The organism is Nonomuraea sp. JJY05 (genome assembly GCF_043496855.1).
Lineage (GTDB): Bacteria > Actinomycetota > Actinomycetes > Streptosporangiales > Streptosporangiaceae > Nonomuraea.
The window spans coordinates 12,240-34,860 of record NZ_JBIEIS010000004.1; the positions used below are offsets into that span (position 1 = coordinate 12,240).

The following is a 22,621-nucleotide window of genomic DNA, read 5'->3' on the forward strand; positions in this document are numbered from 1 at the left end:
GGATCTCCTTGTCAGACGATGTTGATCTCGGGCCTGGCCCCGGACAGGGCGAAGCGGCCCGCGTCGAAGCCGGTGACGTCCACGAACGGCGTCCGGCCCAGATAGAGGTCGCGGACCACCTCGCCGACGGCCGGGCTCATCAGGAAGCCGTGGCCGGAGAAGCCGGTGGCGTAGATGAACCGGTCGACGCCGCGGGCGGTCCCGATGAGCGCGTTGTGATCCGGCGTCACCTCGTACAGCCCGGCCCAGCCGGTGGCGATGCCGGTCTCCATCAGCGCCGGGGCGCGGCGGGCCATGGCCTCGCCGAGCCTGGGCAGCCAGGCGTCGGAGCGGTCGAGCTTGAACCCCGGCGTCTCGTCGGGGTCGGACATGCCGAGGAGCAGCCCGGGGCCCTCGCGATGGAAGTAGAACGTGGTGCCGAAGTCGATGGTGAACGCCATCGGCGGCAGGTCCGCGACCGGCTCGGTGACCAGGATCTGCCGGCGCAGCGGGGTCACCGGCAGGTCGACGCCGGCCCACTCGCCGACCGGCCGCGACCAGGCGCCCGCCGCGCAGATCACCGTGTCGGTCTCGATGCGGCCGCCCTCGGTGCGGACGGCGACGATCCGGCCGTCCACCACCTCGATGCCGGTCGCGGCGCAGTTCGGCAGCAGCCGCGCGCCCAGCCGCCGGGCCGCACCCGCGTAGCCGAGCACCACGGACTCGGGCGTGCAGTGGCCGTCGGTGGGGGAGTAGGCGGCTGCCAGCAGCCCCTCGGTGTCGATCAGCGGCGACAGCCCCTTGGCCTCCCCGACCGAGATCATCCGGCTGGGGACGCCGAGGTCGTTCTGGATCGCCACGTTCTTCTCGAACTCCGCGACCGACTCGGGGGAGTCGAGCAGGAACAGGTAGCCCGGCTTGTGCAGGTCGATCTCCTGCCCGAAGCGCTCGGCGAAGGTCTCGAACGTCTGCAGGCTGCGTACGGCGAGCTCGATGTTGACCCGGTCGGAGAACTGCGCGCGCACGCCGCCGGCCGCCTTGGAGGTCGAGCCGGAGCCCAGCGGCCCCTTGTCGATGAGGACCACGTCGCTCACGCCGGCCGCGGCCAGCGCGTACGCCGAGCTGACGCCCATGGCGCCGCCTCCGATGATGACCACCGACGCCCGCTCGGGCAGGACACGTCCCATTGATCGGCTTCCTTCCTCACGTACCGCATTCAGGATCGGGGATCGGACAGAGCCGGAGGAAGCGGTCAAGCATCGGCATCTGTGGGTGAGGCATAAGAAGTTCTTACGCTCTCGGGGAGGCCGTCCTCTAGCCGGGCCGCGGCCAGCCGCAGGCACCAGACGGCGCCGGTCACCGCCGGGTTCGTGCCGGCCGTCCGGTGCACGGCGGCGATGCGCCGGCGGGCCTCGACGCCGTCGAGCCTGGTCGCGACCACGCCCTCGCCGGGCAGGTGCGCCAGCGCCGGGACGAGCGCGACCCCCAGGCCGGAGCGTACGAACCCGTGGATGACGCCGTAGTCGTTGCTGCGGTAGTCGACCTGCGGTTCGTAGCCCGCCCGCGCGCACAGCCGGCGCAGGCAGGAGGCCCCGGAGGTGCCCTCCCGGGTGGACACCCACGTCTCATGCTTGAGGTCGTCGAGCGCGACCGTGGCGGCGGCGGCCAGCGAGTGCCCTCCGGGCAGCAGGAGCAGCAGCTCCTCCGCCAGCAGCGGGATCTCCCGCATGTCACGCGGCCAGGCCCGGGGCACCAGGTCGTAGCGGTAGACCAGGGCCAGGTCGAGCTCGCCCGCCCGGACCAGCGGGATCAGCTCGTCGGGCTCGCCCTCGTCCAGCAGGGTCTCGACCGCCGGGTGCGTCTGCGCGTAGGCGGCCAGGGCGATCGGCAGCAGTCGCTGGCTCGCGGTGGGGAAGCTGCCCAGCCTGAGCCGGCCGATCGTGCCCTCGGACATGCCGCGGACGTCCTCCTCCAGCGCGTCCAGCGCGGCCAGCACCTCGTACGCCCGCAGCACCAGATAGCGGGCGGCCGGCGTGGGCGTGATCGTCTGGGCGCCGCGCTCGAACAGCGGCATCCTGACCGCCCGCTCCAGCGCCGAGATCTGCTGCGAGACCGCGGACCCCGTGTAGCCGAGCCGCCTGGCCGCGGCGGCGAACGAGCCCGCGTTCAGCACGGCCGTCAGCGTCCGCAGGTGGAGCGGGTTGAGCATAAGCAGACCTTACGGCAGCCGGTCGGCGAGGAGCTGGGCCAGGTGCGTGCCCTTGCGGGCCGACAGATCGGCGATCTGGGTGCGGCAGGAGAACCCGTCGGCGAGCACGGCCGTACCCGGCCCGGCCTCCCGGATCGCCGGGAGCAGCTGGTGCTCGGCCACCGCCACGGACACGTCGTAGTGCCCCTTCTCGACGCCGAAGTTGCCCGCCAGCCCGCAGCACCCGCCCAGCCGGCTCACCTGCGCGCCCGCCTCCCGCAGCAGCCGCAGGTCCTGCTCCCATCCCATGACGGCGTGATGGTGGCAGTGCGGCTGGGCCACCACCGTCACCCCGTCGAGCGCGGGCGGCCGCCAGCCGGGCGTGCCGGACAGCAGCTCGGCCAGCGTGCGGGTCATCCTGGCCACCGGCCCGGCCACCGCCTCGTCCAGCAGCTCCAGCGCGTCCGAACGCAGCACGGCCGTGCACGACGGCTCCATCCCCACGATCGGCACGCCCTCCCCGGCAGCCTGGGCCAGCTCGGCGACCGTGCGGCCCAGGATGGCCCGGGCCGCGTCCAGCTGGCCGGTGGAGATCCACGTGAGCGCGCAGCACTGGCGGCGCTCGCTGATCCGCGGCCGGTAGCCGGCGGCCTCCAGCACCTTCACGGTCGCCCGGCCGATCTCCGGCGCGAAATGGTCGGTGAAGGTGTCGACGAACAGCATCACCGGCCTGCCCTCCACGGGCCGCCGCCGCTCGAACCAGGCCCGGAACGTCTCCCGCGCGAACTCCGGGAGCCCGCGCCGCCGGTCCACCCCGGCCAGCGCCGGCAGCCCCGGCACCCGCATGAGCGCGTTCGCCGCCCGCGGCACCCTGCTCGCCAGCCGCGCCCAGCGCGGCAGCCGCCCCAGGGAGTAGTGCGCGAGCGGGCGGACGCGCCCCTTGTAGGTCTGGTGGAGCACCTCGGACTTGTACGCGGCCATGTCGATCCCCGTCGGGCAGTCCGAGGCGCAGCCCTTGCAGGACAGGCAGAGGTCGAGGGCCTCGTGGACCTCGGGGGAGCGCCAGAAGCCGGTGACGCCGGAGCCGTTGATCATCTCCTGGAGCACCCGGGCGCGGCCCCGGGTGGAGTCCTTCTCCTCCCTGGTGGCCAGGTAGGAGGGGCACATCACCCCGCCGGCCGCGGTGTTGTCGGCCCGGCACTTGCCCACGCCCGTGCAGCGGTGCACGGCCTGGCCGAAGTCGCCGCCGTCGTGGCGGTAGGCCAGGGCCAGGCCCTCGCGCACCGGGCGGGCGGCCGGAATGCGCAGGTCAGCGTCGAGGGGGCGGGGCCGTACGAGCACGCCGGGGTTGAGCACGTCGCCCGGGTCGAAGATCGCCTTGACCCCGGCGAACAGGTCGATCGCCGCCTGCGAGTACATGAGCGGCAGCAGCTCGCTCCTGGCGCGGCCGTCGCCGTGCTCGCCGGACAGCGAGCCGCCGTAGCCGGCGACCAGCGTGGCCGCGGCCACCAGGAAGTCCCTGAACTCCTTGCGCCCGCCCGGCCGGTCCAGCGGCACGTCGAGCCGGATGTGCAGGCAGCCGTCGCCGAAGTGCCCGTACGGCAGGCCGGTCAGGCCGTGCCCGGCCAGCAGCGCATCGAAGTCGCGCAGGTAGCGGCCCAGCATCTCGGGCGGCACGGCGGCGTCCTCCCAGCCCGCGTGCGCCGGTCGCCCGGCCGGGCTGCGGCCCGACAGGCCCGCGCCGTCCTCGCGGATGCGCCAGAGCGCCGCGGCCCTGGCCGGGTCGGTGACGACCAGGGCGTCCTCCCCGCCTGCCGCCACCCGCACGGCCCGCTCCAGCACCTCGGCCTCGTCGTCGCCCGCGACCTCGACGAACAGCCAGGCGGCGCCGCGCGGCAGCGGCGGCACCGCGCCGGGGCCCCGCCGCAGGCGCACCACGTCGACGATGCGCGCGTCGATGCCCTCGCAGGCCGTCGGCCGGTGCGCCAGCATCGCCGGCGCGGCGTCCCCGGCGGCGGCGATGTCGGCGTAGCCGAGCACGACCAGGGCGCGGTGCGCCGGGTCGGCCACCAGCCGCACCGTCGCCTCCGTGAGCACCGCCAGCGTGCCCTCGCTGCCCACCAGCAGGCGGGCCACGTCGAACCCCCGCTCCGGCAGCAGGTGCTCCAGCGCGTATCCGGACATCTGCCGCCCGAACCGGCCGAACTCGGTCCTGATCGTGGCCAGGTTTCCCATCGCGAGGTCCCGCAGCGCGGCCGTAATGCCCTGGGCGGGCAGGTCCAGCGCGGTCCCGTCGCCGGCCACTGCCTTGAGCCCGGCGACGTTGTCGGACGTGCGGCCGTAGCCGAGCGTCCTGGAGCCGCAGGCGTTGTTGCCGATCATGCCGCCGATCGTGCAGCGGGTGTGGGTGGACGGGTCTGGGCCGAACCTGAGCCCGTACGGGGCCGCCGCCCGCTGCAGGGCCGCCTGGACCACGCCGGGCTGCACCACCGCCGTGCGGGTCTCGGCGTCGACGTGCAGCACCTGGTTCATGTGGCGGCTGAAGTCCAGCACCAGGCCGGGGCCGACCGCGTTCCCGGCGACCGACGTGCCGCCGCCGCGCGCGGTGAGGGGGATCTCGTGGCGCGCGCACAACTCGATCGCCGCGGCCACGTCGTCGGCGGACCTGGGCCGGGCCACCAGCAGCGGCGGCACCCGGTAGAGGGAGGCGTCGGAGGAGTGGAGCGCCCGCGAGGTGGAGTCGTCCAGCACGTCGGTGATCCCGCGACGGCGGAGGTCGGCCGCGAGAGCGGCTGCACGGTCCATGAGTAGCATGCTACATGCGACTCATGTAGCATGCTACTCGCTTCCGGCGGCGAGGAGGAGAAGGCACGATGGTCGACGCGACCGCACTCCGGGCGGCTTTCGCCCGGCGCCTGTCAGCGATGTACGGCACCGAGGTGCCCGCGTACAACACGCTCGTCGACGTCGCGCAGGAGGTGAACCGCGAAGTGCTGGCCCGGATGGGCGCCGGCGCCGAACGCCTCGGCTCGATCGGCCGCGTCACCGCCGAACGGCACGGCGCGATCCGCGTCGGCACCCCGGCGGAGCTGGCGCAGGTCGCGCGGATCTTCGGCGCGATGGGCATGTACCCCGTCGGCTACTACGACCTGCGCGAGGCGGCCAGCAGCTCCGTGCCCGTCGTCTCCACGGCCTTCCGCCCCGTGGACGAGGCCGAGCTGGCCGCCAACCCCTTCCGCGTCTTCACCTCCATGCTGGTGACGGGCGACCGGCGGTTCTTCAGCGCGGACCTGGAGCGCCGGCTCGGCGAGTTCCTGGGAGCGCGCCGGCTGTTCCCGCCGCGCCTGCTCGACCTGGCGGACCGCGCCGAGGCCGAGGGCGGCCTGGACGGCGAGGCGGCCGAGGAGTTCCTGACGCTCGCCACGCGGGCGTTCGAGCTGTCCGCGGAGCCGGTCTCCCGCAGCTGGTACGCCGAGCTCGAAAGCGTGTCAGCCGTGGCCGCCGACATCGGCGGCGTGGCCTCCACGCACGTCAACCACCTGACCCCGCGCGTGCTCGACATCGACGCCCTCTACGCCCGCATGAGCGAGCGCGGCATCACCATGATCGACGCCATCCAGGGTCCGCCCCGCTGGGACGGCCCCGACCTCCTGCTGCGCCAGACCTCCTTCCGCGCGCTGGCCGAGCCGCGGCTGTTCCGGGAGGACGACGGCCGGGTCGTCCAGGACGACCTGCGGGTGCGGTTCGGGGAGGTCGAGGCGCGCGGCATCGCCGTGACGCCCGGGGGACGCGCGCTCTACGACGAGCTGTCGGCCGAGTTGGACGCGGTGCTCGCCGGGCAGCGGGTCACCGCGGAGGAGCGCAACGCCGCCGGCGCCAAGCTGTGGGCGGACCGGGTGCCGGGCAGCGAGGCCGAGCTGGCCGCGGGCGACCTGGCGTACTTCACCTTCCACGCCCTCGACGCCCGCCCGGGCGGCGCCGCGCCCGCCGACCTCGCGACCCTCCTGGCCGACGGGTGGGTCGGGGCCAGGCCCATCGTGTACGAGGACTTCCTGCCGCGCTCGGCCGCCGGCATCTTCCAGTCCAACCTGACCTCCGACGGCGCCAAGGACGCGACGGCGGCGGGCGCGGACTTCGGCCCCGAGGCGCTGGCCGGGGTGCTCGAGCGTGCGCTGCACGACCCCTACGAGCTGTACGCGTCGATCCGGGCGGCGTCGCTGGCCCGCGTCCGCGACCAGCTCGGCCTAACCCAGGAGATCGCCCTCCCCACGGCCCACTAACCCGGCTGCGGCCCGCCACCCTGCCTGCGGCCCGCTAGCCCGGTCGCGCCCCGCTAATCCGCCTGCGGCCCGCTAGCCCGGCTCGGGTTGCGGCTCCTCGACGATGGACGCCCACAACTCGTCCACGTCGACGGGCTCGCCCTGGGCCCTGGCCGCCTGCCGGGCCAGGATGAGGCCGGTGTTGGTCAGGTGGGCCCGCATCGCGCGCGCCGCGCCCTCGGCGTCCGCCGCCGCGACCGCCGCCACGATCGGCTCGTGCTCCTCGTGCACCTGCCGCAGCGTGCGGGAACGGTCGTCCGTGGACGTGCCGAGGATACGCATGGTGTCGCGCAGCCCGCCCACGATCGCACGGGCCCTGCCGTTGCCCGCCGCGACCAGGATGTGGTCGTGCAGCGCCTGGTCGAGCTGGAAGAACAGCGCCTCGTCGGCCGCCTCGACCGCCGCCGCCATCTCCTCCATGGTGGCCCGCAGCGCCGCGCCGAGCCCGGCGGTGTCGCCCCTGGAGGCCCGCCGCGCGGCGGGCAGCTCCAGAGCCAGCCGCACCCCGAAGATCTCGACGATCTCCCGGGGATGCGGCAGCACGACGCGGAACCCGCGGTTGCGCTCGACCTGCACCAGCCCCGCCTCGGCCAGGCGCAGCATCGCCTCGCGGACCGGGCTCCTGGAGACGTTGAGCTGCTCGGCCACCTGGTAGACGGAGTAGAGCCGGCCGGGGACCATCGCGCCCGTGTGCACCGCCCGGCGCACCTCGGAGATCACCTGCTCGGCCAGCGACCGGCCCGCGTGCGGCAACGGCTGCAGCTTCAGCTCGGCGTGTTCGCGGGTCGGCGGCATGTCGGCATGCTACCCGTACGGGACCGGCGGCGATCATGCGCCGCCCGGCGAGCGTTTCAGCACCGCTTCAGCCCTCGGTGCCAGGGTCGGGGTCGGCAGCTGGACGTGAAGCGCTTACGCCCCTTGAAGGTCACGAGGAGCGCCCGGCAGGCCCAGCCGCCGGACTCCGCCGTGGTCCAGCTCGTGGCGTTCAGCAGCCCGGCGGCCGGGTCCCACGGCGCCGTGTCTCCGCTGAGGGTCATGCGGCGCCGTGCTTCCGTCGGGTCCCGCGGTGCGTGTTTCCGCTGGGCGTCATGCCGCGCCGTGGTCCCGGTGAGCGGGGAGGTCGCGTGGCTCGGGGCCCCGGTAGGCGGGCAGTAGCGGGGGCGGGATGGGGCCTTTGATGCGGCGGCCCTCCCCGTGCTCCTCCCACGCGTGCGCCAGGACGCCGACCGCGCGTGACACGACGAACAGGCCCCGGCCCAGCTCGGGCGCGAAACCGAGCTCGCTGTAGACGATGGCGGTGGCGCCGTCGACGTTCATCGGCACCGGCGCCAGCTGCCGCTCGATCTCCAGCCCGATCCGCAGGTACGCGCCCTCGACGACGCCCTCGCGCACCGCGTCCTCGACCGCCCGCACGAGCGGGTCGCGGCGCGGATCGCGCGGGTGGAAGCGGTGGCCGAACCCGGGGACGTACCGCTTGCCGCCCCGATACCCGGCCAGCACCCCCGAAACCGCCTCCGAAACCGCCTCCGTCGGGTCGGCTCCCGTCGGGTCGGCTCCCGTCGGATCGGTGGCGGCGGTCGTTCGCTCGTGGATGTCGGCGAGCACGGCCATGCACTCCTGGCCCGCGCCGCCGTGCACGTCGCCGAGCAGGCCGACGCCCGTGGCCACGGCGGTGTTGAGGCCGACGCCGCAGGTGGCGGCCATGCGGGCGGCGGCGATCGAGGGCGCCTGCGGTCCGTGGTCGACCCCGGCCACCAGCGCGGCCTCGAACAGCGCGGACTGACCGGGCGACGGCACCTCGCCGCGCAGCATCAGCCAGATCGTGTCGGCGAACGACAGCCGGCCGATGAGCTGCTCGACGGGATAGCCGTGCAGCCGGATGACGCCGGGGGAGATGTCGGATATGGCGGTGGCCCACCATCCGGTCACCTGCTCTGTCGTCGTGCTCATACTGCTCCTTCCTCGTGCAGGCGGGCGATGTCGGCGTCGGAGTAGCCGAGGGTGCGCAGCACCGCGTCGGTGTGCTCGCCGAGCCTCGGGGGCGGGCCGGCGGGGGCCAGGGGACGGCCGTCCACGTGGGCGGCCCCGCCCAGGAGCACGAGCTCCCCGCCGCCGGTGGCCGGGGAGGGCAGCCGGTGCAGCAGCCCCCGGTGCTCGACCTGCGGCGAGCGCAGCGCCTGAGGGACGGAGACCACCGGCGCCGCCGGCACGCCGGTCGGCAGCAAAATCTCGTCCCACTCGGCCGCCGACCTGGTCTTCAACGTCTTCTCCAGCTCCTCGCGCAGGGCGTCGCGGTGGGCCTTGCGGTCGTCCCTGGTGCGGAAGCGGGGGTCGCTCATGAGCTCCGGCCGGCCCAGCACCCGGCAGAGGGTCTCGAACTGCTCCTGCTTGTTGGCGGCGATGTTGAGCTGGCCGCAGGCGGTCTCGAACGTGCCCGACGGCGCCGACGTACGGTTCTCGTTGGCCATGGCCACCGGCTCCCGCCCGGCGACGAGGTAGTCGGAGACCACCCAGCCCATCCCCGTGAGCGCGGCGTCCAGCATGGACACGTCCAGGTAGGCGCCCTGCCCGGTGCGCAGCTTGCGGTGCAGGGCGGCGGCCACGGCGAAGGCGGCGGTGATGCCTCCCGCGCTGTCGCACACCGGGTAGCCCACCCGTACGGGCGCGGTGTCCGGGGTGCCGGTGACGCTCATGATGCCCGCCAGACCCTGGATCACCTGGTCGTAGGCGGGGCGCTCGCGCATGGGCCCGGTGGCGCCGAAACCGGACAGCGCGCAGTAGACCAGGCCGGGGTTGAGCTCGCGCAGCCGCTCCCAGCCGAAACCGAGCTTGTCCAGCACGCCGGGGCGGAAGTTCTCCAGCAGCACGTCGGCCTCGGCCAGCAGCCTGGTGAAGACCTCGCGGCCGGAGGCGTGCTTGAGGTTGACGGTGACCGAGCGCTTGCCCGCGTTCTGCGCCAGGAAGGAGACGCCCAGGTTCTCGCCGCTGAGGCGGGGGTCGGCGCCGAGCTGGCGGGCCAGGTCTCCGGTGCCGGGGATCTCCAGCTTGATCACGTCGGCGCCCATGAGGGCGAGCTGGTAGCCGGCGTACGGGCCGGACAGGACGTTCGTCATGTCGAGCACGCGTACGCCGTCGAGCAGCCGCGGTGGTGAGTTGTCGGTCATCGAACCCCTGTCCGTACCGCTATGTGGTCCAAAAATACCGTACAGCGGTTCACGCTGACGTGTCGATGACCGAGCCGCATGCTTGACACGCCCAGGGAGCGGCCATAGCGTCGCCATTGAATTGGACGGCCCCATCCAAAAAGCCCGGGGAGTGAGATGCGAGCTCAAGCCGCGATCCTGCGCGACCCGGGCAAGCCGTTCACCGTCGAGCACGTCTCGCTCGCCGCGCCCGGTCCCGGCGAGGCGCTGGTCCGCGTGGCGGGCGCGGGCATGTGCCACACCGACGTGCTGTTCCGGGGGCGGGCGGAGCTGCCGATGCCGATGGTCTTCGGGCACGAGGGCTCGGGGGTCGTCGAGGCGGTCGGCCCCGGGGTGACCCGCGTGGCGCCCGGCGATCACGTCGTGATGAGCTACGACTCCTGCGGCTGGTGCGGGCGGTGCGTGGCCGGCGCGGCCTCGTACTGCGACGAGTTCATGGCGCGCAACCTCAGCGGGGTGCGCGCGGACGGGTCGGCCGGGGCCACCGGCTCCGGCGGCGAGCCGGTCGCGGCCCGCTGGTGGTCCTGGTAGGGAGTCATCCTTGACTGCCTGCCAGCCCGGCGGCCAAGAGGTTGCGGGCCGCGTTGACGTCCCGGTCGTGGATCGCGCCACATGCGCAGGTCCATTTCCGGATGTTCAGCGGCATCTGTTCTTGCGCGCTCCCGCACGCCGAGCACAGTCGGGAGGAGGGGAACCAGCGGTCCACGACGACCACGGCCCGGCCGTACCAGGCGGCCTTGTATTCCAGCATGGCCCGCAGCTCCCGCCACGAGGCGTCGGAGATGGCGCGGGCGAGCTTGCCGTTCTTGACCAGGTTGCGGACGGTGAGGTCCTCGATCGCGACCGTTTGGTTTTCGCGGACGAGTCGAGTGGTGAGCTTGTGCAGGAAATCCCGGCGACGGTCGGCGACCCTGGCGTGGAGGCGGGCGACCTTGAGCCGGGCCTTGGTCCGGTTGGCGCTCCCTTTGGCCTTGCGGGCCAGCGCCCGCTGAGCCGTGGCCAGCTTGCGCCGGTCACGGCGTTCGTGGCGGGGATTGAGGATTTTCTCTCCGGTGGACAGCGTGGCCAGGGCGGTGATGCCCGCATCCACCGCGACCGTCTGCTCCACCGGAGTGAGGGGGGTGATCGTCTCTTCCACGAGGAGGGAGACGAACCAACGGCCCGCCGCGTCCCGGGAAACGGTGACCGTGGACGGTTCGGCGCCCTCCGGCAGCGGACGCGACCAGCGAATGTCGAGCGGCGCGTCCATCTTGGCCAGCCACAGCCGGCCCTCGCGCCAGCGGAAGGCCGAGCGGGTGGACTCGGCCGAAGCCCGCGACTTCTTGCGCGATTTGAACGTCGGGTATTTGGCCCGTTTGGCGAAGAAGTTCGCGAACGCGGCCTGGAGGTGGCGAAGCGCCTGCTGCAACGGGACGGAGGAGACCTGCGCCAGGAAGTCGTAATCGCCGCTGCGCTTCCATGCGGTGAGGGCCGCCGACGACTCCACGTAGGAGACTCGACGCCCTTCGATGGCATAGGCGCGGGTGCGCTCGTGCAGGGCCTTGTTGTAGACGAGTTTTCACGCTCAAGGAGATTTGATGAACATGACCATCGAGCAGGCGGGGCTCATGCTGGCCGACCCCCTCGCCTACGCCGACGAGCCGCGGCTGCACCAGGCGCTCACCCTGCTGCGCCGGGAGGCCCCGGTCCATCTCGTGGAGGCGCCCGAGTACACGCCCTTCTACGCCGTCACCCGGCACGCCGACATCATGCGGGTCGAACGCGACAACGACCTCTGGCTCAGCGCGCCACGCCCGGTCCTGGGCAAGAAGGCGTTCGAGGAGCACGCCAGGGCGCAGGCGGCGCAGGGCGTCCAGCTGAAGACGCTGGTCCACATGGACGACCCGGACCACCGGGTGGTCCGGGCCATCGGCGCCGACTGGTTCCGCCCCAAGGCCATGCGCGCCATGGAGAGCCGGATCCAGGAGCTCGCCCGCCGTTACGTGGACCGGATGGCCGACTACGGCGGCGAATGCGACTTCGCCACCCAGATCGCGGTGCACTACCCGCTGTACGTGATCCTCTCCCTGCTCGGGCTGCCCGAGTCCGACTTCCCCCGCATGCTCAAGCTCACCCAGGAGCTGTTCGGCGGCGCGGACGCGGAGACCAGGCGCGGAGACACCGCCGAGGACCAGTTCGCGGTGCTCCTGGACTTCTTCGCCTACTTCCAGCAGCTCACCGCCGCCCGCCGCGCCCACCCCACCGAGGACCTGGCCTCCGCCATCGCCAACGCCCAGGTGGACGGCAAGCCGCTCAACGACATGGAGACGGCCTCCTACTACGTCATCATCGCCTCCGCCGGCCACGACACCACCAGCTCCACCGTCGCCGGCGGCCTGCATGCCCTCATCGAACACCCCGGCCAGCTGGCCCGGCTGCGCGAGGACCCCGGCCTGCTGCCGCTCGCGGTCGACGAGATGATCCGCTGGGTCACCCCGGTCAAGGAGTTCATGCGCACGGCCTCGGCCGACACCACCCTCAACGGCGTGGACATCAAGGCGGGCGAGTCGGTCCTGCTGTCGTACCCGTCGGCCAACCGCGACGAGGAGGTGTTCAGCGACCCGTTCACCTTCGACGCCGGCCGCGACCCCAACCGCCACCTGGCCTTCGGGTTCGGCGTGCACTACTGTCTCGGCGCCGCGCTGGCCCGCATGGAGCTGAAGGCCCTGTTCGCCGAGCTGCTGCCCCGACTGGAGAGCGTCGAGCTCGCCGGGCGGCCCGAATGGACCGCCACGACGTTCGTCGGCGGCATCAAGCACCTGCCCATCCGCTACAAACTCCGCCGCTGATCAGGTGTCGCCGGACATCAGGAACGCGGGCCGGGCCCGGCGCCACGCCGGGGCGTCCAGCGCGTTGAGCGCCGCGACGATCCGTTTCTCCTCGTAGACGAAGTGCGTCTCCATCAGCGCGGCGAGGGTGTCCAGCTCGCCGCGCACGCGGACCGGGTCGTGCTCCTGCCCGAGGCCGTCGAGGAGCGCCTGCAGCCGCCGCAGGGAGTCGTCCACCAGCCGGTGGTCGCGGCGCAGCTCCTCCAGCACCGGGCGCAGCTCGGGGAAGCTGCGGGCGAGCTCGGGGAAGGCGCCGCCGTCCTCGCCGGTGTGGTGCCGCTCCAGCGCGGAGCAGAAGGTCAGGCAGTGGGTACGCAGGTCGCGGGGGAGCGCGCCGCCCGCGAGATAGGTTTCGACGTCCTCACGCAGCGCGGCGAGCTGCTCGCGGAGCCAGAGGTGCACGTCGATCAACTGATTGCCGAACGCCGCAAGGCGGCCGTCGGAGGTGTCCATGGTCGTCCCATGTTTCGGCGCCTCCATGCCCTCGGCGATCTGCTTGCCGGGTGCACCGCGACGCTGGCACGTACCCCATCATCGTTCCGGCGATCAGTCAAATAGGGTGAAGATCGTGGATCCAGGGACTCCCGACTGCCGAAGCGCCGGACGGTACCTGTGGTGGCTGGTCAGGAGCCAGCCCGGCCGCATCGCCGTCGGCGCCTTACTGGGCTCCGCCTGGATGGTCTGCCTGACGCTGCCGCCGTACTTCCTGGCCCGCGCCATCGACGACGGCCTGGCGCCGGGGGACAAGCCCGCGCTGGCCGGCTGGACCGCCGCCGTGCTCGGCGTCGGGGCGCTGAACGCCTGGCTGGCCATCATGCGCCATCGCACGATGACCAGGGTCCGGATGGACGCCGCGTTCCGCACCGTACAGGTGGTGGTGCTGCACGCGACGCGGCTGGGCGCGGCGCTCCCGCGCAAGGTCACGGCCGGGGAGGTGGTGACGATCGGGTTCGGCGACGCCGCCCTGATCGCCGACGCGCTGACCATCACCGGCCCCGGCGTCGGCGCGGTGCTCGCCTATGTCGTCGTGGCCGTGCTGCTGCTGGCCGTCTCGCCGCTGCTCGCCGCGGTGGTGCTGCTGGGCGTGCCGTTGCTGGTCATGCTGGTCGGGCCGCTGCTGGGACGGCTGCGCGGCGCCGAGACGGCATACCGGCTGCGGCAGGGCGAGCTCGCCGCCCGGTTCGGGGACATCGCCGGAGGGCTGCGGGTCCTGAACGGCGTCGGCGGCAAGGACGTGTACGCCGAGCGCTACCGGCGCGGCTCCCAGGAGCTCCGGGAGAAGGGCTACCAGGTGGGCGCGGTCACCAGCTGGGTCCACGCCCTCGGGGTCGGCCTGCCCACGGTGTTCCTCGGCGCCGTGACGTGGCTGGCGGCCCGGATGGCCGCGCAAGGCGACATCACCACCGGCGAGCTGGTCGCGGTGTACGGGTACGCCGGCGTGCTGGTGGTGCCGGTCACGAACCTCATCGAGACCGGGTACGGCCTCAGCCGCGGCCTCGTGGCCGCCCGCAGGGTCATCCACTTCCTCACCCTGAAGCCGGACGTCACCGGCGGTGACGCGGATCCGCCCGCGTCGCCCGCGCCGCTGCGCGACCCGGTCTCGGGCGTCGAGATCGCGCCGGGGAGGCTGACCGCGCTGGTCAGCGCCCGCCCGGGTGACTCGGCGGCGGTGCTCGACCGGTTGGGCGGGTTCACCGCGTCCGCCGCGACCTGGGGCGGGGTCCGGCTCGACACCATCGACCCGGTACGTCTCCGCGAGCGGATCCTGCCGGCCGACAACGAGGCGGACCTGTTCGCCGGCACGCTGCGCGACGTCGTCGCGGGCAGCCACGAGCCCGGTGACGAGGCCGTGGGCCGGGCGGTCCACGCGGCCATGGCCGAGGACGTCGTCCGCGGGCTGCCGGACGGGCTGGACTCCGCCATCGACCCCCAGGGCGGCAACCTGTCCGGCGGGCAGCGTCAGCGCGTCCGCCTGGCCCGGGCCCTGCTGGCCGACCCCGAGATCCTGCTGGCGGACGAGCCCACCTCCGCCGTGGACGCCCACACCGAGGCCACCATCGCCGCCCGCCTGCGCGACGCGCGAAGGGGCCGCGCCACGGTGGTGGCCACGACCTCGCCTCTGCTGCTGGACCGGGCGGACATGGTGTACTACCTCGTGGACGGCTCGGTCGCGGCGGCCGGCGACCATCGCGAGCTGCTGCGCGAGCATCCCGGCTACCGCCTGCTGGTCTCACGCGACGACGAACCCAGCACACCACCCGAGCGGGTCGCGCGATGACCGGCCCCCTGCCCTGCGCCTCACCCGAGCGGGTCGCGCGATGACCGGCCCCCTGCCCTGCGCCTCACCCGAGCGGGTCGCGCGATGACCGGCCCCCTGCCCTGCGCCTCACCCGAGGGGGCCGCCCGATGACCGAGCCCCAGCCCGCCCGTGCGATGGCCGGGGCCCTGCCCGTCGCGGAGCCGTCCCGGGTACGGCGGGCGGCGTCGCGCCTGATCCGCCTGGACGGTCGCGCCTTCGCCGCCATGATCGCCCTCAACGCCCTGGCCGCCGCCGCGGGCCTGGCCGGGCCGTGGCTGCTCGGCCGGATCATCGACGCGGTCAAGTCGGGCGCCGGGGCCGCGACCGTGGACCGGCTGGCCCTGGCCATCCTGGCCGCCGCCCTCGTGCAGCTCGTCCTGTCCCGCTACGCGGGTTACATCGGCCACCGCTTCGGCGAGCGCACGCTGGCCCGCGTCCGCGAGCGGTTCGCCGAACGCGCCCTCGACCTGCCCGTCTCGGTGGTCGAGCGGGCCGGCACGGGCGACCTGACCACCCGGGGGACCACCGACGTGGCCGCGCTGGGCGCCACGCTGCGCGACGCCGGTCCCGACGTCCTCATCGCCGCGGTCCAGGCGGCGTTCATCCTGGCCGCGGTCTTCGTGCTCGATCCGCTGCTGGGCGCCTGCGGGGTGCTCGGCCTGCTGGGCATCTGGTTCGCCGCCCGCTGGTATCTGCGCCGCGCGGTCCCGGCGTACCTGGCCGAGGGCGCGGCCAACTCCGCGCTGGCCGAGCAGCTCGCGGCCACCACCGCCGGCGCCCGCACCGTCGCCGCGCTCCGCCTCGAACACCGCCGCATCACGGCCTGCCAGGCGGCGATCGGCGAGTGCCGCCGGACCCGCATCCGGACGTTGTTCCTGCGCAGCGTCCTCTTCCCCGTCGTGGACGTCTCGTACGCCATCCCGGTGGCCGGCGTGCTGCTGGTCGGCGGCTTCATGGCGGACGGCTCCATGACCCTCGGAACGGTCGTCGCCGCCGCCCTCTACCTGCGCCAGCTCGGCCAGCCGCTGGACACGATCCTCCTGCACCTGGAGGGCATGCAGAGCAGCGGGGCCTCGTTCGCCAGGGTCGAGGGCCTGGCCCTGGTACCGCGGCCGGCGCCGGCCGCCGAGCCGGCCCCCGTACCCGACGGCGACCGGCTGGTGGCCGCCGGCGTGCACTACGCCTACGACGGCGGCCCCGACGTCCTGCGCGGGGTGGACCTGACCGTCCGCCCCGGCGAGCGCCTGGCGATCGTCGGGCCCTCGGGCGCGGGCAAGACCACGCTGGGCAGGCTCCTTGCGGGCGTGGACGCCCCGCGCAGCGGCACCGTCACCGTGGGCGGCGTGCCCGTCGCCGCCCTCGACCCCGGCCGCCTGCGCGAACGCGTGGTCCTGGTCACCCAGGAACACCACGTGTTCCTCGGCACGGTACGCGACAACCTGCGCATCGCCGCCCCTTCCGCCACCGACGCCGAGCTGCGCGCGGCCCTGGCCACCGTCGGCGCCGACTGGATCGACGACCTCCCGGACGGCCTCGGCACCGATCTCGGCCCCGGAGGCCACCGGCCCGACGGCGCGCAGGCCCAGCAGCTGGCCCTGGCGCGAGTCGTGCTGGCCGACCCCCACACGCTCATCCTCGACGAGGCCACCGCGCTCCTGGACCCGAGGACCGCCCGCCACACCGAGCGGGCCCTGGCCGCCGTGCTCGACGGCCGTACCGTCATCGCCATCGCCCACCGCCTCCAGACGGCCCACGACGCCGACCGGGTGGCGGTCATGCAGGACGGCCGCCTCACCGAGCTCGGCACGCACCACGACCTCGTCGCGGCGGGGGGCACGTACGCCGAGCTCTGGCGCTCGTGGCACGGCGAGTGAAGGCCCAGCGGCTGCTCAGTGGCCCTGGTGGTACTGGTGCGTCACCGCATGGCCCTTGCCCCGTGAGATGAGCCACTTGTTCACCGGGGTCGTCAGCACGAAGGCCACCAGTAGCGATCCGGCCAGCGCCGTCCAGAACAGCCAGTTCGACAGGCCCGCGTCCATGGCGCCGGGCACGATCAGCATCACCCCGTTGTCCAGGATCTCCATCATCGCGATGGAGATCGTGTCGGCGGCCAGCGCCACCCGCAGCGCGGTGCGGAAGTCGACACCGGCCCGCAGCACGCCCCGCATGGTCAGCGCGTAGCCGAACACGAAGGCCAGCGCCACGGACAGCACCACGGTGGTCAGGTTGGACAGGCCGGCGGCGGTGCCGATGACCATGCCCAGCACCTCGCCGATGGCGCAGCCGGTCAGGCAGTGGAGGGTCGCCTGCGCGGCCATTCCCCACGTGGCCGCGGGGGGTGCCTCATGGTGGGTGTGGTGGTGCTCGCCGTGCTCCATACGATGCTCCTTAGTAGAGGGGAGACACATTGTACGGGTATGGGGTATCTCGGGCGCCAGGGCCGGTGCCGGCGCGGATAAGCTTGCAGCTCATTGCCGACATATCCCGCTCAATCCGTATTCGAGGAGAATCTTGAGCCCTACCCAGTCACCCGGCGCCCAGCGCTTCCCGCTCGCAGGAGGCGTCCGGTGACCGGCGAGCGGCTGATCGAGCGCGTACGCGGGCTGGCCGCGTCCGGCGAGCGCGTCGTGGTGGGCATCGCCGGATGCCCGGGCGCGGGCAAGTCCACGCTGGCCGGCTGGCTGGCCGAAAGCCTCACCTCCGCCGGGCTGCCGGCGGTGTGGGTGCCGATGGACGGCTTCCACCTGGCCGACGTCGAGCTCGAACGCCTCGGGCGGCGGCGGCGCAAGGGCGCCATGGACACCTTCGACGCCCACGGCTACCTGGCGCTGCTCCACCGCATCCGCGCCGAGACCGGCTCCGTCGTCTACGCCCCGTCCTTCGACCGCGAGATCGAGCAGCCGATCGCCGGCGCCATCCCGGTGCCGCCGGCCGCGCGGGTCGTGGTCAGCGAGGGCAACTACCTCCTCGCCGACGACGACCCGTGGCGCCGGGTGCGGGCGGCCATGACCGAGGTCTGGTACGCCGAGATCGACGACCGCGTCCGCCTGCACCGCCTCACCAGGCGGCACGTCCAGTTCGGCAAGACCCCCTCCCAGGCGGCCCGCTGGGTCGCCGAGGTCGACGAACCCAACGCCGCCACCATCCGCACCACCCGCGACCGCGCCGACCTGCTGGTCAACCCCGACACCCTCTCACCGACGCCCGACCCGTGACCCCCGGTCACGATTGACCCACGGCACCGCCTGACGGGCACCGCCTGACCGGCACCGCCTGACCGGCACCGGCTGACCGGCACCGCCTGACCTCTGGCGCCGCCTGATCGGCGGTCACCCCTGACCGACGGTGCCGCCTGACCCATCGGCACCCCGACCTGCCCGCCCCCCTGATCCACCCGCAGCCCACCGCCCCAGAGCACCGGGCTGGGCGCCGTCCGTGTCGCGCCGGCCCCCCGTCCCGCATCCCCGGCGCGGGCGGTGAAGCGGGGGCGTCGCCGGCGGGGCGTTCGTGGGTGCCGGCGCCAGGGGATCAGAGCTCGCCGAGGCGGCGGGTGAGGAAGCGGCGCTCGGCCTCCGTCGTGGTCAGCTCCAGGGCCCTCCGGTACGCGGCCCGTGCCCCCGCCGTGTCGTCCAGGCGCCGCAGCAGTTCGGCGCGGGTGGAATGGAAGTAGCGGTAGCCGTCGAGATCGAGCCCGTCCACGATCGCCAGCGCCGCCCGCGGCCCCTCGACCTCGGCGACCGCCACCGCGCGGTTGAGCTCGACCACGGCCGAGCCCGTCAGCTCCCGCAGCCGGTCATAGAGCGCGGCGACGGCCGGCCAGTCGATCCGCTCCTCGGTCTGCAGCGCCGCGATGGCCGCCTGCACCACGTAGGCGCCGCGGGCGCCGAGCGCGAGGGCGCGGTCGAGCAGCGCCTGCCCCTCCTCGATCCGGGCGGCGTCCCACAGGCCGCGATCCTGCTCCTGCAGCAGGACGATCTCGCCGTCGCGGACCCGGGCGGCCCGTCGCGAGTCGTGCAGCAGCATCAGCGCCAGCAGCCCGGCGGCCTCGGGCTCGCCGGGCACGAGCTCGACCAGGGTCCGGGTCAGCCGGACGGCCTCGGCCGCCAGGTCGGCGCGGCCGTCGCCGTACCCCTGGTTGAAGATGAGGTAGAGCACGGAGAGCACCGCCTCCAGGCGGGCGGGCAGCAGGTGCTCCCGGGGGATCCCGAACGGGATCCCGGCCGCCCGGATCTTGTTGCGCGCCCGGGAGAGCCGCCGCTTCATCGTCTCCTCGCTCACCAGGAACGCCCGGGCGATTTCCGGGGTGGACAGGCCGCCCAGGGCCCGCAGGGTGAGCGCGACCTGGGCCTCGTCCGCCAGCGCCGGATGGCAGCACAGGAAGAACAGCTCGAGCCGTTCGTCGGGGACCGCCGACTCGTCCATGGTCACCTCCTCGCCCGGCTCCGGCCGGTCCAGCAGCCGGAGCTTCTCCGCGCGGGTACGGTCCCGGCGAAGGCGGTCGATCGCCCGGTGGCGCCCGGTCACCACGAGCCAGGCCCCGGGGTTGTCCGGGACCCCGTCGCGGGCCCAGCGCTCGGCCGCGACGGCGAACGCCTCCTGAGCGGCCTCCTCGGCGACGTCGATGTCGCCGGTGTAGCTCACCAGGGCGGCGAACACGCGGGCCCACTGCTCGCGGAAGATCTCCTCGAGCACCGGCTACAGCTCCACCAGCGGCCGCACCTCGACCGATCCGCCGAGGTGGGCGGCGGGTATGCGGGCGGCGAGCTCCAGCGCGTCGTCGAGGTCGTCCGCCTCGACGATGTAGAACCCGCCGAAGATCTCCTTGGTGTCGGCGAACGGCCCGTCGGTCACCAGCGTCCGGCCGCCCTGGACCCGGACGGTGGTCGCGGTGTCGGCCGGCTGGAGCCGCTCGCCCGCGATCATGCGCTCGTCCTTCATCAGCGCGACGTACTCGGCGGTGATGGCGGCGCGCTCGTCGGCGCTCAGCCCGTCGTACGCCTCGGGCCGCTCGTTGATCAGCAGTGCGTATCTCACGGTGGTCTCCTTCACGCCGCCGCGTCGCGGCCGTAGACGAGGCGGACGGCCTGCCCCACGCGTTCGGCGGACTCGAGAGCCAGGCCGACGGGCTGGTCGAACAGGCGGCGCCCCCGGCCCAGCACGACCGGGAACACCAGCAGCCGATACTGGTCGACCAGGTCGTGCGCCCGCAGCGTGGCGACGACGCTGCCGCTGCCGGCGACCACGATATCCCGGTCCCGCCTGCGCTCGGCCACCTCCTCGACCAGGTCGCCGCGCAGGAGGGAGGAGTTGCTCCACGCCTCGACGCCGTCCGCCGATCGGGAGGCGACGAGCTTGGGGATGGCGTTCATCTTCCGGGAGAACGCGTCGTCCCTGGTGGGCCAGATGCGGGAGAAGCGCTGCCAGGTGGCGCGACCCAGCAGCATGGCCCCGGTGTCCAGCACCTCGCCGAGCGCGAACTTGTCGCCGGCCACCGACTCGGGCCCGTACCGGAAGGCCCAGCCTCCCCACGGCGTCCCGTCGGCCCCGTCCGGGTCCTCGACGACCATGTCGAGGGAGACGAACTCGATGACGATCAGCTTGCCCATGATCTTGGACCTTCCTCGTAGCCGGTTGCTCGGCCGGAGGACGTACGGGGCGGGCTCCGGGGGACAGGCGGCCGGTGTGACCCTGGTCACATCCGAGATGGCCTTTACCTGTGAGCGGCCGCTCACATGTTTAAGCAGACGGTAACGTGTCAACTACTGTGCGTATAAGATGCGCGGTTGGACGGTCAAGGTTTCGTACCGGTTCCCCCCGATCCGGGGCACCCCTCCATGCCCCGGGGCCGGTGCGGGCGCGCCCGGCCGCTCCAGCGCTGACGGTGAAAGGTTCGGTGAAACTCCGTCATGCACGTCGAGCACGAAGACCACGTCTACGGCCTCCCGATCCCGCACGGTCACGCCGCCGGCGACGGCTTCGTCACCATCCCGGCCCAGGCCGCCGGCCCCGGCCAGCTCACGCTGCTGACCCCCACCGCCGTGCACCACCAGGTCTTCACCGTGGTCCGGTTGCGGGCCGGCTACGACCTGGCCGAGGTGGACGCGTTCCTGTCCACCGTGGAGACCACGATCAGCCTGCTCTGGCAGGACAACGCCCACCTGCGCGAACGTCTCGCCGCCGCCACCCCGGCCCCGGCCGACATGCTGGCCGCCGCGGAGGAGAGCGCGCGGGAGACCGTCGAGAACGCCCGGCAGGAGGCGCGGCAGATCCTGACCGAGGCCCGCCTCGACGCCGAACGGGTGCGGCTCGATGGCGCCGCCGCGGCCGAGGCGCTGACCAGGACCGCCCGCCTGGCCTACCAGGAGGCCATCGAGGAGCAGCTCGACCAGTTCGACACGGTCCTCGCCGACCACGGCCGGCAACTGCAGGACAGCCTGCGCGCCCAGCTCGGCCGGCTGCGCGGCGTCCTGGAGGACGTCGCGACGCCCGGCCACGGCGCGCACACCGGCCCTCTCGCGGCTCAGTGATCGATCACCGCACTCTCGCCAGAAAGGCCGTCACATGTCCTTGCCGCTCGGGGGGCCAGTACTGCAGTCGCCGGCGCACGACGCGGCCATGGGCGCCGCCATGCCGGTCTGGACCGTGTGGGCCGCCGTGGGCCTGGTGGCCCTGTCCACGCTGGCCGGCGCCCACCTGGCGCAGCGCAAGGCCGACAGGATCAGCGTCTGGCTGGCCGTCGCCTCGGCGCTCATGCTCATCACCGCCCTGACCGACGTGATGCCCGACGCCTGGCGGGAGGCCGTCGCGACCCATGTGCCCGTGTGGCTGGTGGCGCTGGCCGGGCTGTTCGGGTACGCCGTCATCACGCACTTCACCCGCCACGGGTGCGCCCACCAGCACGACGTGGGGCGGCGCGCCCGGCACGCCCCCGGCATGCACCGGCGGGTCGAGCAGGCCGTCAGCGCCGCCGTGTACGGGGGCGTGGGCACCGCCGTCGCGCTGAGCCTGCACCGCATGATCGAGGGCGCCACCCTGGTGCTGGCCGCCTCGATCATCGTCGTGGCCGCACTCATGATCCACTCGGCCGGCGAAGGGGTGGCCCTGACGGCCATGCTCGACCTGGCCCGAAGGCCGCTGGCGCCCTGGCTGGCGCTGGCCTGCCTCAGCCCGGCGGCCGGCGTCGTGCTGGCCAGCGTGGCGCCGCTGCCGCCGCAGAGCGTGCCGATCCTGCTGGGCGTGCTCACCGGCGTGCTGCTGCGTACCGCGATGGTGGGGCTGCAGATGGCCCGCGCCGGCGGGCGGCTGCCGCGCCGCCAGGTCGTCGTCGTGGCGACCGGCGTGCTGGCCGTGGGCGGCCTGCTGGTCGTCGCGCAGACCATGCTCGCCGGCGAGCTGCCCGCCCCGGCCGTACCCGTCGCCGCCGCCCGGCAGGCGGGCAGGCCGCCCACGCCGCAGCCGCGCCCGCCGTCCCCGCGGCCCAAGCCGTCGACCGGGCCGGAGCCGATGACGGCCGGCGAGCTGCGCGCCGCCGTCGCGGCCGGGCGGCTCGGCCTGGAGGCCCTGCTGTCGCGCACCGACCTGGCCACCATCGGGGCCGACGTGGAAACGGTCCTGCGGGCCCTGCCCGGGCGCAGCGCCACCGAGATCACCCGCGTGCTGCGCCGGGGCAGGATCGTCAGCGGCGCCAGCATCGGGGACCTCACCCTGCGCCAGCGCCACTACCTCCTCCTCACCCTCGGCGCCCCGTCGACCCCGCTGCGATGAGC

Annotated in this window: 20 protein-coding genes and 1 pseudogene; 8 read left to right on the forward strand and 13 right to left on the reverse strand. The window is 73.7% G+C overall.

What is annotated here, in order from left to right; genetic code table 11:
- Positions 1 to 11 precede the first annotated feature (11 nt).
- The 3 genes from ACFKCF_RS06150 to ACFKCF_RS06160 form a co-directional block, all read right to left on the reverse strand.
- Positions 12 to 1,166 (reverse strand): NAD(P)/FAD-dependent oxidoreductase, encoded by a 1,155-nt coding sequence (locus tag ACFKCF_RS06150; RefSeq protein WP_394491510.1) that lies wholly within the window; start codon positions 1,164 to 1,166, stop codon positions 12 to 14.
- Between the two features lie 65 nt (positions 1,167 to 1,231).
- Positions 1,232 to 2,188, reverse strand: a complete 957-nt coding sequence (locus ACFKCF_RS06155) for a LysR family transcriptional regulator (RefSeq protein WP_394491512.1) — start codon at positions 2,186 to 2,188, stop codon at positions 1,232 to 1,234.
- Between the two features lie 9 nt (positions 2,189 to 2,197).
- Positions 2,198 to 4,972 (reverse strand): FAD-binding and (Fe-S)-binding domain-containing protein, encoded by a 2,775-nt coding sequence (locus ACFKCF_RS06160; protein ID WP_394491514.1) that lies wholly within the window; start codon positions 4,970 to 4,972, stop codon positions 2,198 to 2,200.
- A gap of 68 nt (positions 4,973 to 5,040) precedes the next feature.
- On the opposite strand from ACFKCF_RS06160, the gene ACFKCF_RS06165 reads away from it, so the two are divergent.
- The gene (locus ACFKCF_RS06165) at positions 5,041 to 6,447 is read left to right on the forward strand and encodes a 2-oxoadipate dioxygenase/decarboxylase family protein (protein ID WP_394491515.1); all 1,407 of its coding nucleotides are present in this window, start codon (positions 5,041 to 5,043) and stop codon (positions 6,445 to 6,447) included.
- Positions 6,448 to 6,519: 72 nt separating this feature from the next.
- Here the strand turns inward: ACFKCF_RS06165 and ACFKCF_RS06170 are convergent, their stop codons facing one another.
- Genes ACFKCF_RS06170 through ACFKCF_RS06185 form a run of 4 tightly spaced genes read right to left on the reverse strand, consistent with a single transcriptional unit; the run spans position 6,520 to position 9,650 of the window.
- Positions 6,520 to 7,281 (reverse strand): GntR family transcriptional regulator, encoded by a 762-nt coding sequence (locus tag ACFKCF_RS06170; RefSeq protein WP_394491517.1) that lies wholly within the window; start codon positions 7,279 to 7,281, stop codon positions 6,520 to 6,522.
- 56 nt (positions 7,282 to 7,337) lie between these two features.
- Positions 7,338 to 7,523: a hypothetical protein gene (locus ACFKCF_RS06175; protein ID WP_394491519.1), complete on the reverse strand. Its 186-nt coding sequence runs from the start codon at positions 7,521 to 7,523 to the stop codon at positions 7,338 to 7,340.
- A gap of 49 nt (positions 7,524 to 7,572) precedes the next feature.
- A complete protein-coding gene (locus ACFKCF_RS06180) occupies positions 7,573 to 8,436 on the reverse strand; it encodes a citryl-CoA lyase (protein ID WP_394491521.1) in 864 nt (287 codons plus the stop codon).
- Positions 8,433 to 9,650 (reverse strand): CaiB/BaiF CoA transferase family protein, encoded by a 1,218-nt coding sequence (locus ACFKCF_RS06185; RefSeq protein ID WP_394491523.1) that lies wholly within the window; start codon positions 9,648 to 9,650, stop codon positions 8,433 to 8,435. The genes ACFKCF_RS06180 and ACFKCF_RS06185 overlap by 4 nt, the downstream gene beginning before the upstream one ends.
- 156 nt (positions 9,651 to 9,806) lie before the next feature.
- On the opposite strand from ACFKCF_RS06185, the gene ACFKCF_RS06190 reads away from it, so the two are divergent.
- The gene (locus ACFKCF_RS06190) at positions 9,807 to 10,220 is read left to right on the forward strand and encodes an alcohol dehydrogenase catalytic domain-containing protein (protein WP_394491525.1); all 414 of its coding nucleotides are present in this window, start codon (positions 9,807 to 9,809) and stop codon (positions 10,218 to 10,220) included.
- Positions 10,221 to 10,224: 4 nt separating this feature from the next.
- Here the strand turns inward: ACFKCF_RS06190 and ACFKCF_RS06195 are convergent.
- Positions 10,225 to 11,247 (reverse strand): annotated as a pseudogene (locus ACFKCF_RS06195) (RNA-guided endonuclease InsQ/TnpB family protein); the annotation flags it as partial.
- Between the two features lie 19 nt (positions 11,248 to 11,266).
- Here ACFKCF_RS06195 and ACFKCF_RS06200 point away from each other — a divergent pair.
- Entirely contained in the window at positions 11,267 to 12,517 is a 1,251-nt protein-coding gene (locus ACFKCF_RS06200) for a cytochrome P450 (RefSeq protein ID WP_394491527.1), read from the forward strand.
- On the opposite strand, the gene ACFKCF_RS06205 is transcribed toward ACFKCF_RS06200, so the two are convergent.
- Complete coding sequence (locus ACFKCF_RS06205; protein WP_394491529.1) at positions 12,518 to 13,009, reverse strand: hemerythrin domain-containing protein; 492 nt, start codon at positions 13,007 to 13,009, stop codon at positions 12,518 to 12,520.
- 115 nt (positions 13,010 to 13,124) lie between these two features.
- Here ACFKCF_RS06205 and ACFKCF_RS06210 point away from each other — a divergent pair, with 115 nt between their 5' ends.
- Positions 13,125 to 14,834 (forward strand): ABC transporter transmembrane domain-containing protein, encoded by a 1,710-nt coding sequence (locus ACFKCF_RS06210; protein ID WP_394491531.1) that lies wholly within the window; start codon positions 13,125 to 13,127, stop codon positions 14,832 to 14,834.
- 128 nt (positions 14,835 to 14,962) lie between these two features.
- Positions 14,963 to 16,729, forward strand: coding sequence for an ABC transporter ATP-binding protein (locus ACFKCF_RS06215; protein ID WP_394491533.1), 1,767 nt, complete (start codon positions 14,963 to 14,965; stop codon positions 16,727 to 16,729).
- Positions 16,730 to 16,744: 15 nt separating this feature from the next.
- Here the strand turns inward: ACFKCF_RS06215 and ACFKCF_RS06220 are convergent, their stop codons facing one another.
- Complete coding sequence (locus ACFKCF_RS06220) at positions 16,745 to 17,233, reverse strand: DUF4396 domain-containing protein (protein ID WP_394491535.1); 489 nt, start codon at positions 17,231 to 17,233, stop codon at positions 16,745 to 16,747.
- 189 nt (positions 17,234 to 17,422) lie between these two features.
- Here ACFKCF_RS06220 and ACFKCF_RS06225 point away from each other — a divergent pair, with 189 nt between their 5' ends.
- Positions 17,423 to 18,070: a nucleoside/nucleotide kinase family protein gene (locus ACFKCF_RS06225; RefSeq protein WP_394491537.1), complete on the forward strand. Its 648-nt coding sequence runs from the start codon at positions 17,423 to 17,425 to the stop codon at positions 18,068 to 18,070.
- Positions 18,071 to 18,383: 313 nt separating this feature from the next.
- Here the strand turns inward: ACFKCF_RS06225 and ACFKCF_RS06230 are convergent, their stop codons facing one another.
- The 3 genes from ACFKCF_RS06230 to ACFKCF_RS06240 are packed head-to-tail and all read right to left on the reverse strand — an operon-like array spanning position 18,384 to position 20,461.
- Complete coding sequence (locus ACFKCF_RS06230; protein WP_394491539.1) at positions 18,384 to 19,547, reverse strand: RNA polymerase sigma factor; 1,164 nt, start codon at positions 19,545 to 19,547, stop codon at positions 18,384 to 18,386.
- A 3-nt stretch (positions 19,548 to 19,550) separates the two neighbouring features.
- Complete coding sequence (locus ACFKCF_RS06235) at positions 19,551 to 19,889, reverse strand: YciI family protein (protein WP_394491541.1); 339 nt, start codon at positions 19,887 to 19,889, stop codon at positions 19,551 to 19,553.
- Between the two features lie 11 nt (positions 19,890 to 19,900).
- Positions 19,901 to 20,461 carry a dihydrofolate reductase family protein gene (locus ACFKCF_RS06240; protein ID WP_394491543.1) on the reverse strand — a complete coding sequence of 187 codons (561 nt, stop codon included), beginning with the start codon at positions 20,459 to 20,461 and terminating at the stop codon, positions 19,901 to 19,903.
- 300 nt (positions 20,462 to 20,761) lie between these two features.
- Between ACFKCF_RS06240 and ACFKCF_RS06245 the strand changes: the two genes are divergently transcribed.
- Together ACFKCF_RS06245 and ACFKCF_RS06250 are read left to right on the forward strand one after the other, a co-directional pair.
- Positions 20,762 to 21,382: a DivIVA domain-containing protein gene (locus ACFKCF_RS06245; RefSeq protein ID WP_394491545.1), complete on the forward strand. Its 621-nt coding sequence runs from the start codon at positions 20,762 to 20,764 to the stop codon at positions 21,380 to 21,382.
- A 34-nt stretch (positions 21,383 to 21,416) separates the two neighbouring features.
- The gene (locus ACFKCF_RS06250; protein WP_394491547.1) at positions 21,417 to 22,619 is read left to right on the forward strand and encodes a hypothetical protein; all 1,203 of its coding nucleotides are present in this window, start codon (positions 21,417 to 21,419) and stop codon (positions 22,617 to 22,619) included.
- The last annotated feature ends 2 nt before the right edge of the window (positions 22,620 to 22,621 follow it).

Coding starts and splice junctions, on each gene's coding strand:
- ACFKCF_RS06205 (WP_394491529.1), bottom strand. CDS start 13,009: ATGGACACCTCCGACGGCCGCCTTGCGGCGTTCGGCAATCAGTTGATC.
- ACFKCF_RS06245 (WP_394491545.1), top strand. CDS start 20,762: ATGCACGTCGAGCACGAAGACCACGTCTACGGCCTCCCGATCCCGCAC.
- ACFKCF_RS06155 (WP_394491512.1), bottom strand. CDS start 2,188: ATGCTCAACCCGCTCCACCTGCGGACGCTGACGGCCGTGCTGAACGCG.
- ACFKCF_RS06150 (WP_394491510.1), bottom strand. CDS start 1,166: ATGGGACGTGTCCTGCCCGAGCGGGCGTCGGTGGTCATCATCGGAGGC.
- ACFKCF_RS06160 (WP_394491514.1), bottom strand. CDS start 4,972: ATGGACCGTGCAGCCGCTCTCGCGGCCGACCTCCGCCGTCGCGGGATC.
- ACFKCF_RS06170 (WP_394491517.1), bottom strand. CDS start 7,281: ATGCCGCCGACCCGCGAACACGCCGAGCTGAAGCTGCAGCCGTTGCCG.
- ACFKCF_RS06175 (WP_394491519.1), bottom strand. CDS start 7,523: ATGACCCTCAGCGGAGACACGGCGCCGTGGGACCCGGCCGCCGGGCTG.
- ACFKCF_RS06215 (WP_394491533.1), top strand. CDS start 14,963: ATGACCGAGCCCCAGCCCGCCCGTGCGATGGCCGGGGCCCTGCCCGTC.
- ACFKCF_RS06185 (WP_394491523.1), bottom strand. CDS start 9,650: ATGACCGACAACTCACCACCGCGGCTGCTCGACGGCGTACGCGTGCTC.
- ACFKCF_RS06200 (WP_394491527.1), top strand. CDS start 11,267: ATGAACATGACCATCGAGCAGGCGGGGCTCATGCTGGCCGACCCCCTC.
- ACFKCF_RS06165 (WP_394491515.1), top strand. CDS start 5,041: ATGGTCGACGCGACCGCACTCCGGGCGGCTTTCGCCCGGCGCCTGTCA.
- ACFKCF_RS06190 (WP_394491525.1), top strand. CDS start 9,807: ATGCGAGCTCAAGCCGCGATCCTGCGCGACCCGGGCAAGCCGTTCACC.
- ACFKCF_RS06220 (WP_394491535.1), bottom strand. CDS start 17,233: ATGGAGCACGGCGAGCACCACCACACCCACCATGAGGCACCCCCCGCG.
- ACFKCF_RS06240 (WP_394491543.1), bottom strand. CDS start 20,461: ATGGGCAAGCTGATCGTCATCGAGTTCGTCTCCCTCGACATGGTCGTC.
- ACFKCF_RS06180 (WP_394491521.1), bottom strand. CDS start 8,436: ATGAGCACGACGACAGAGCAGGTGACCGGATGGTGGGCCACCGCCATA.
- ACFKCF_RS06250 (WP_394491547.1), top strand. CDS start 21,417: ATGTCCTTGCCGCTCGGGGGGCCAGTACTGCAGTCGCCGGCGCACGAC.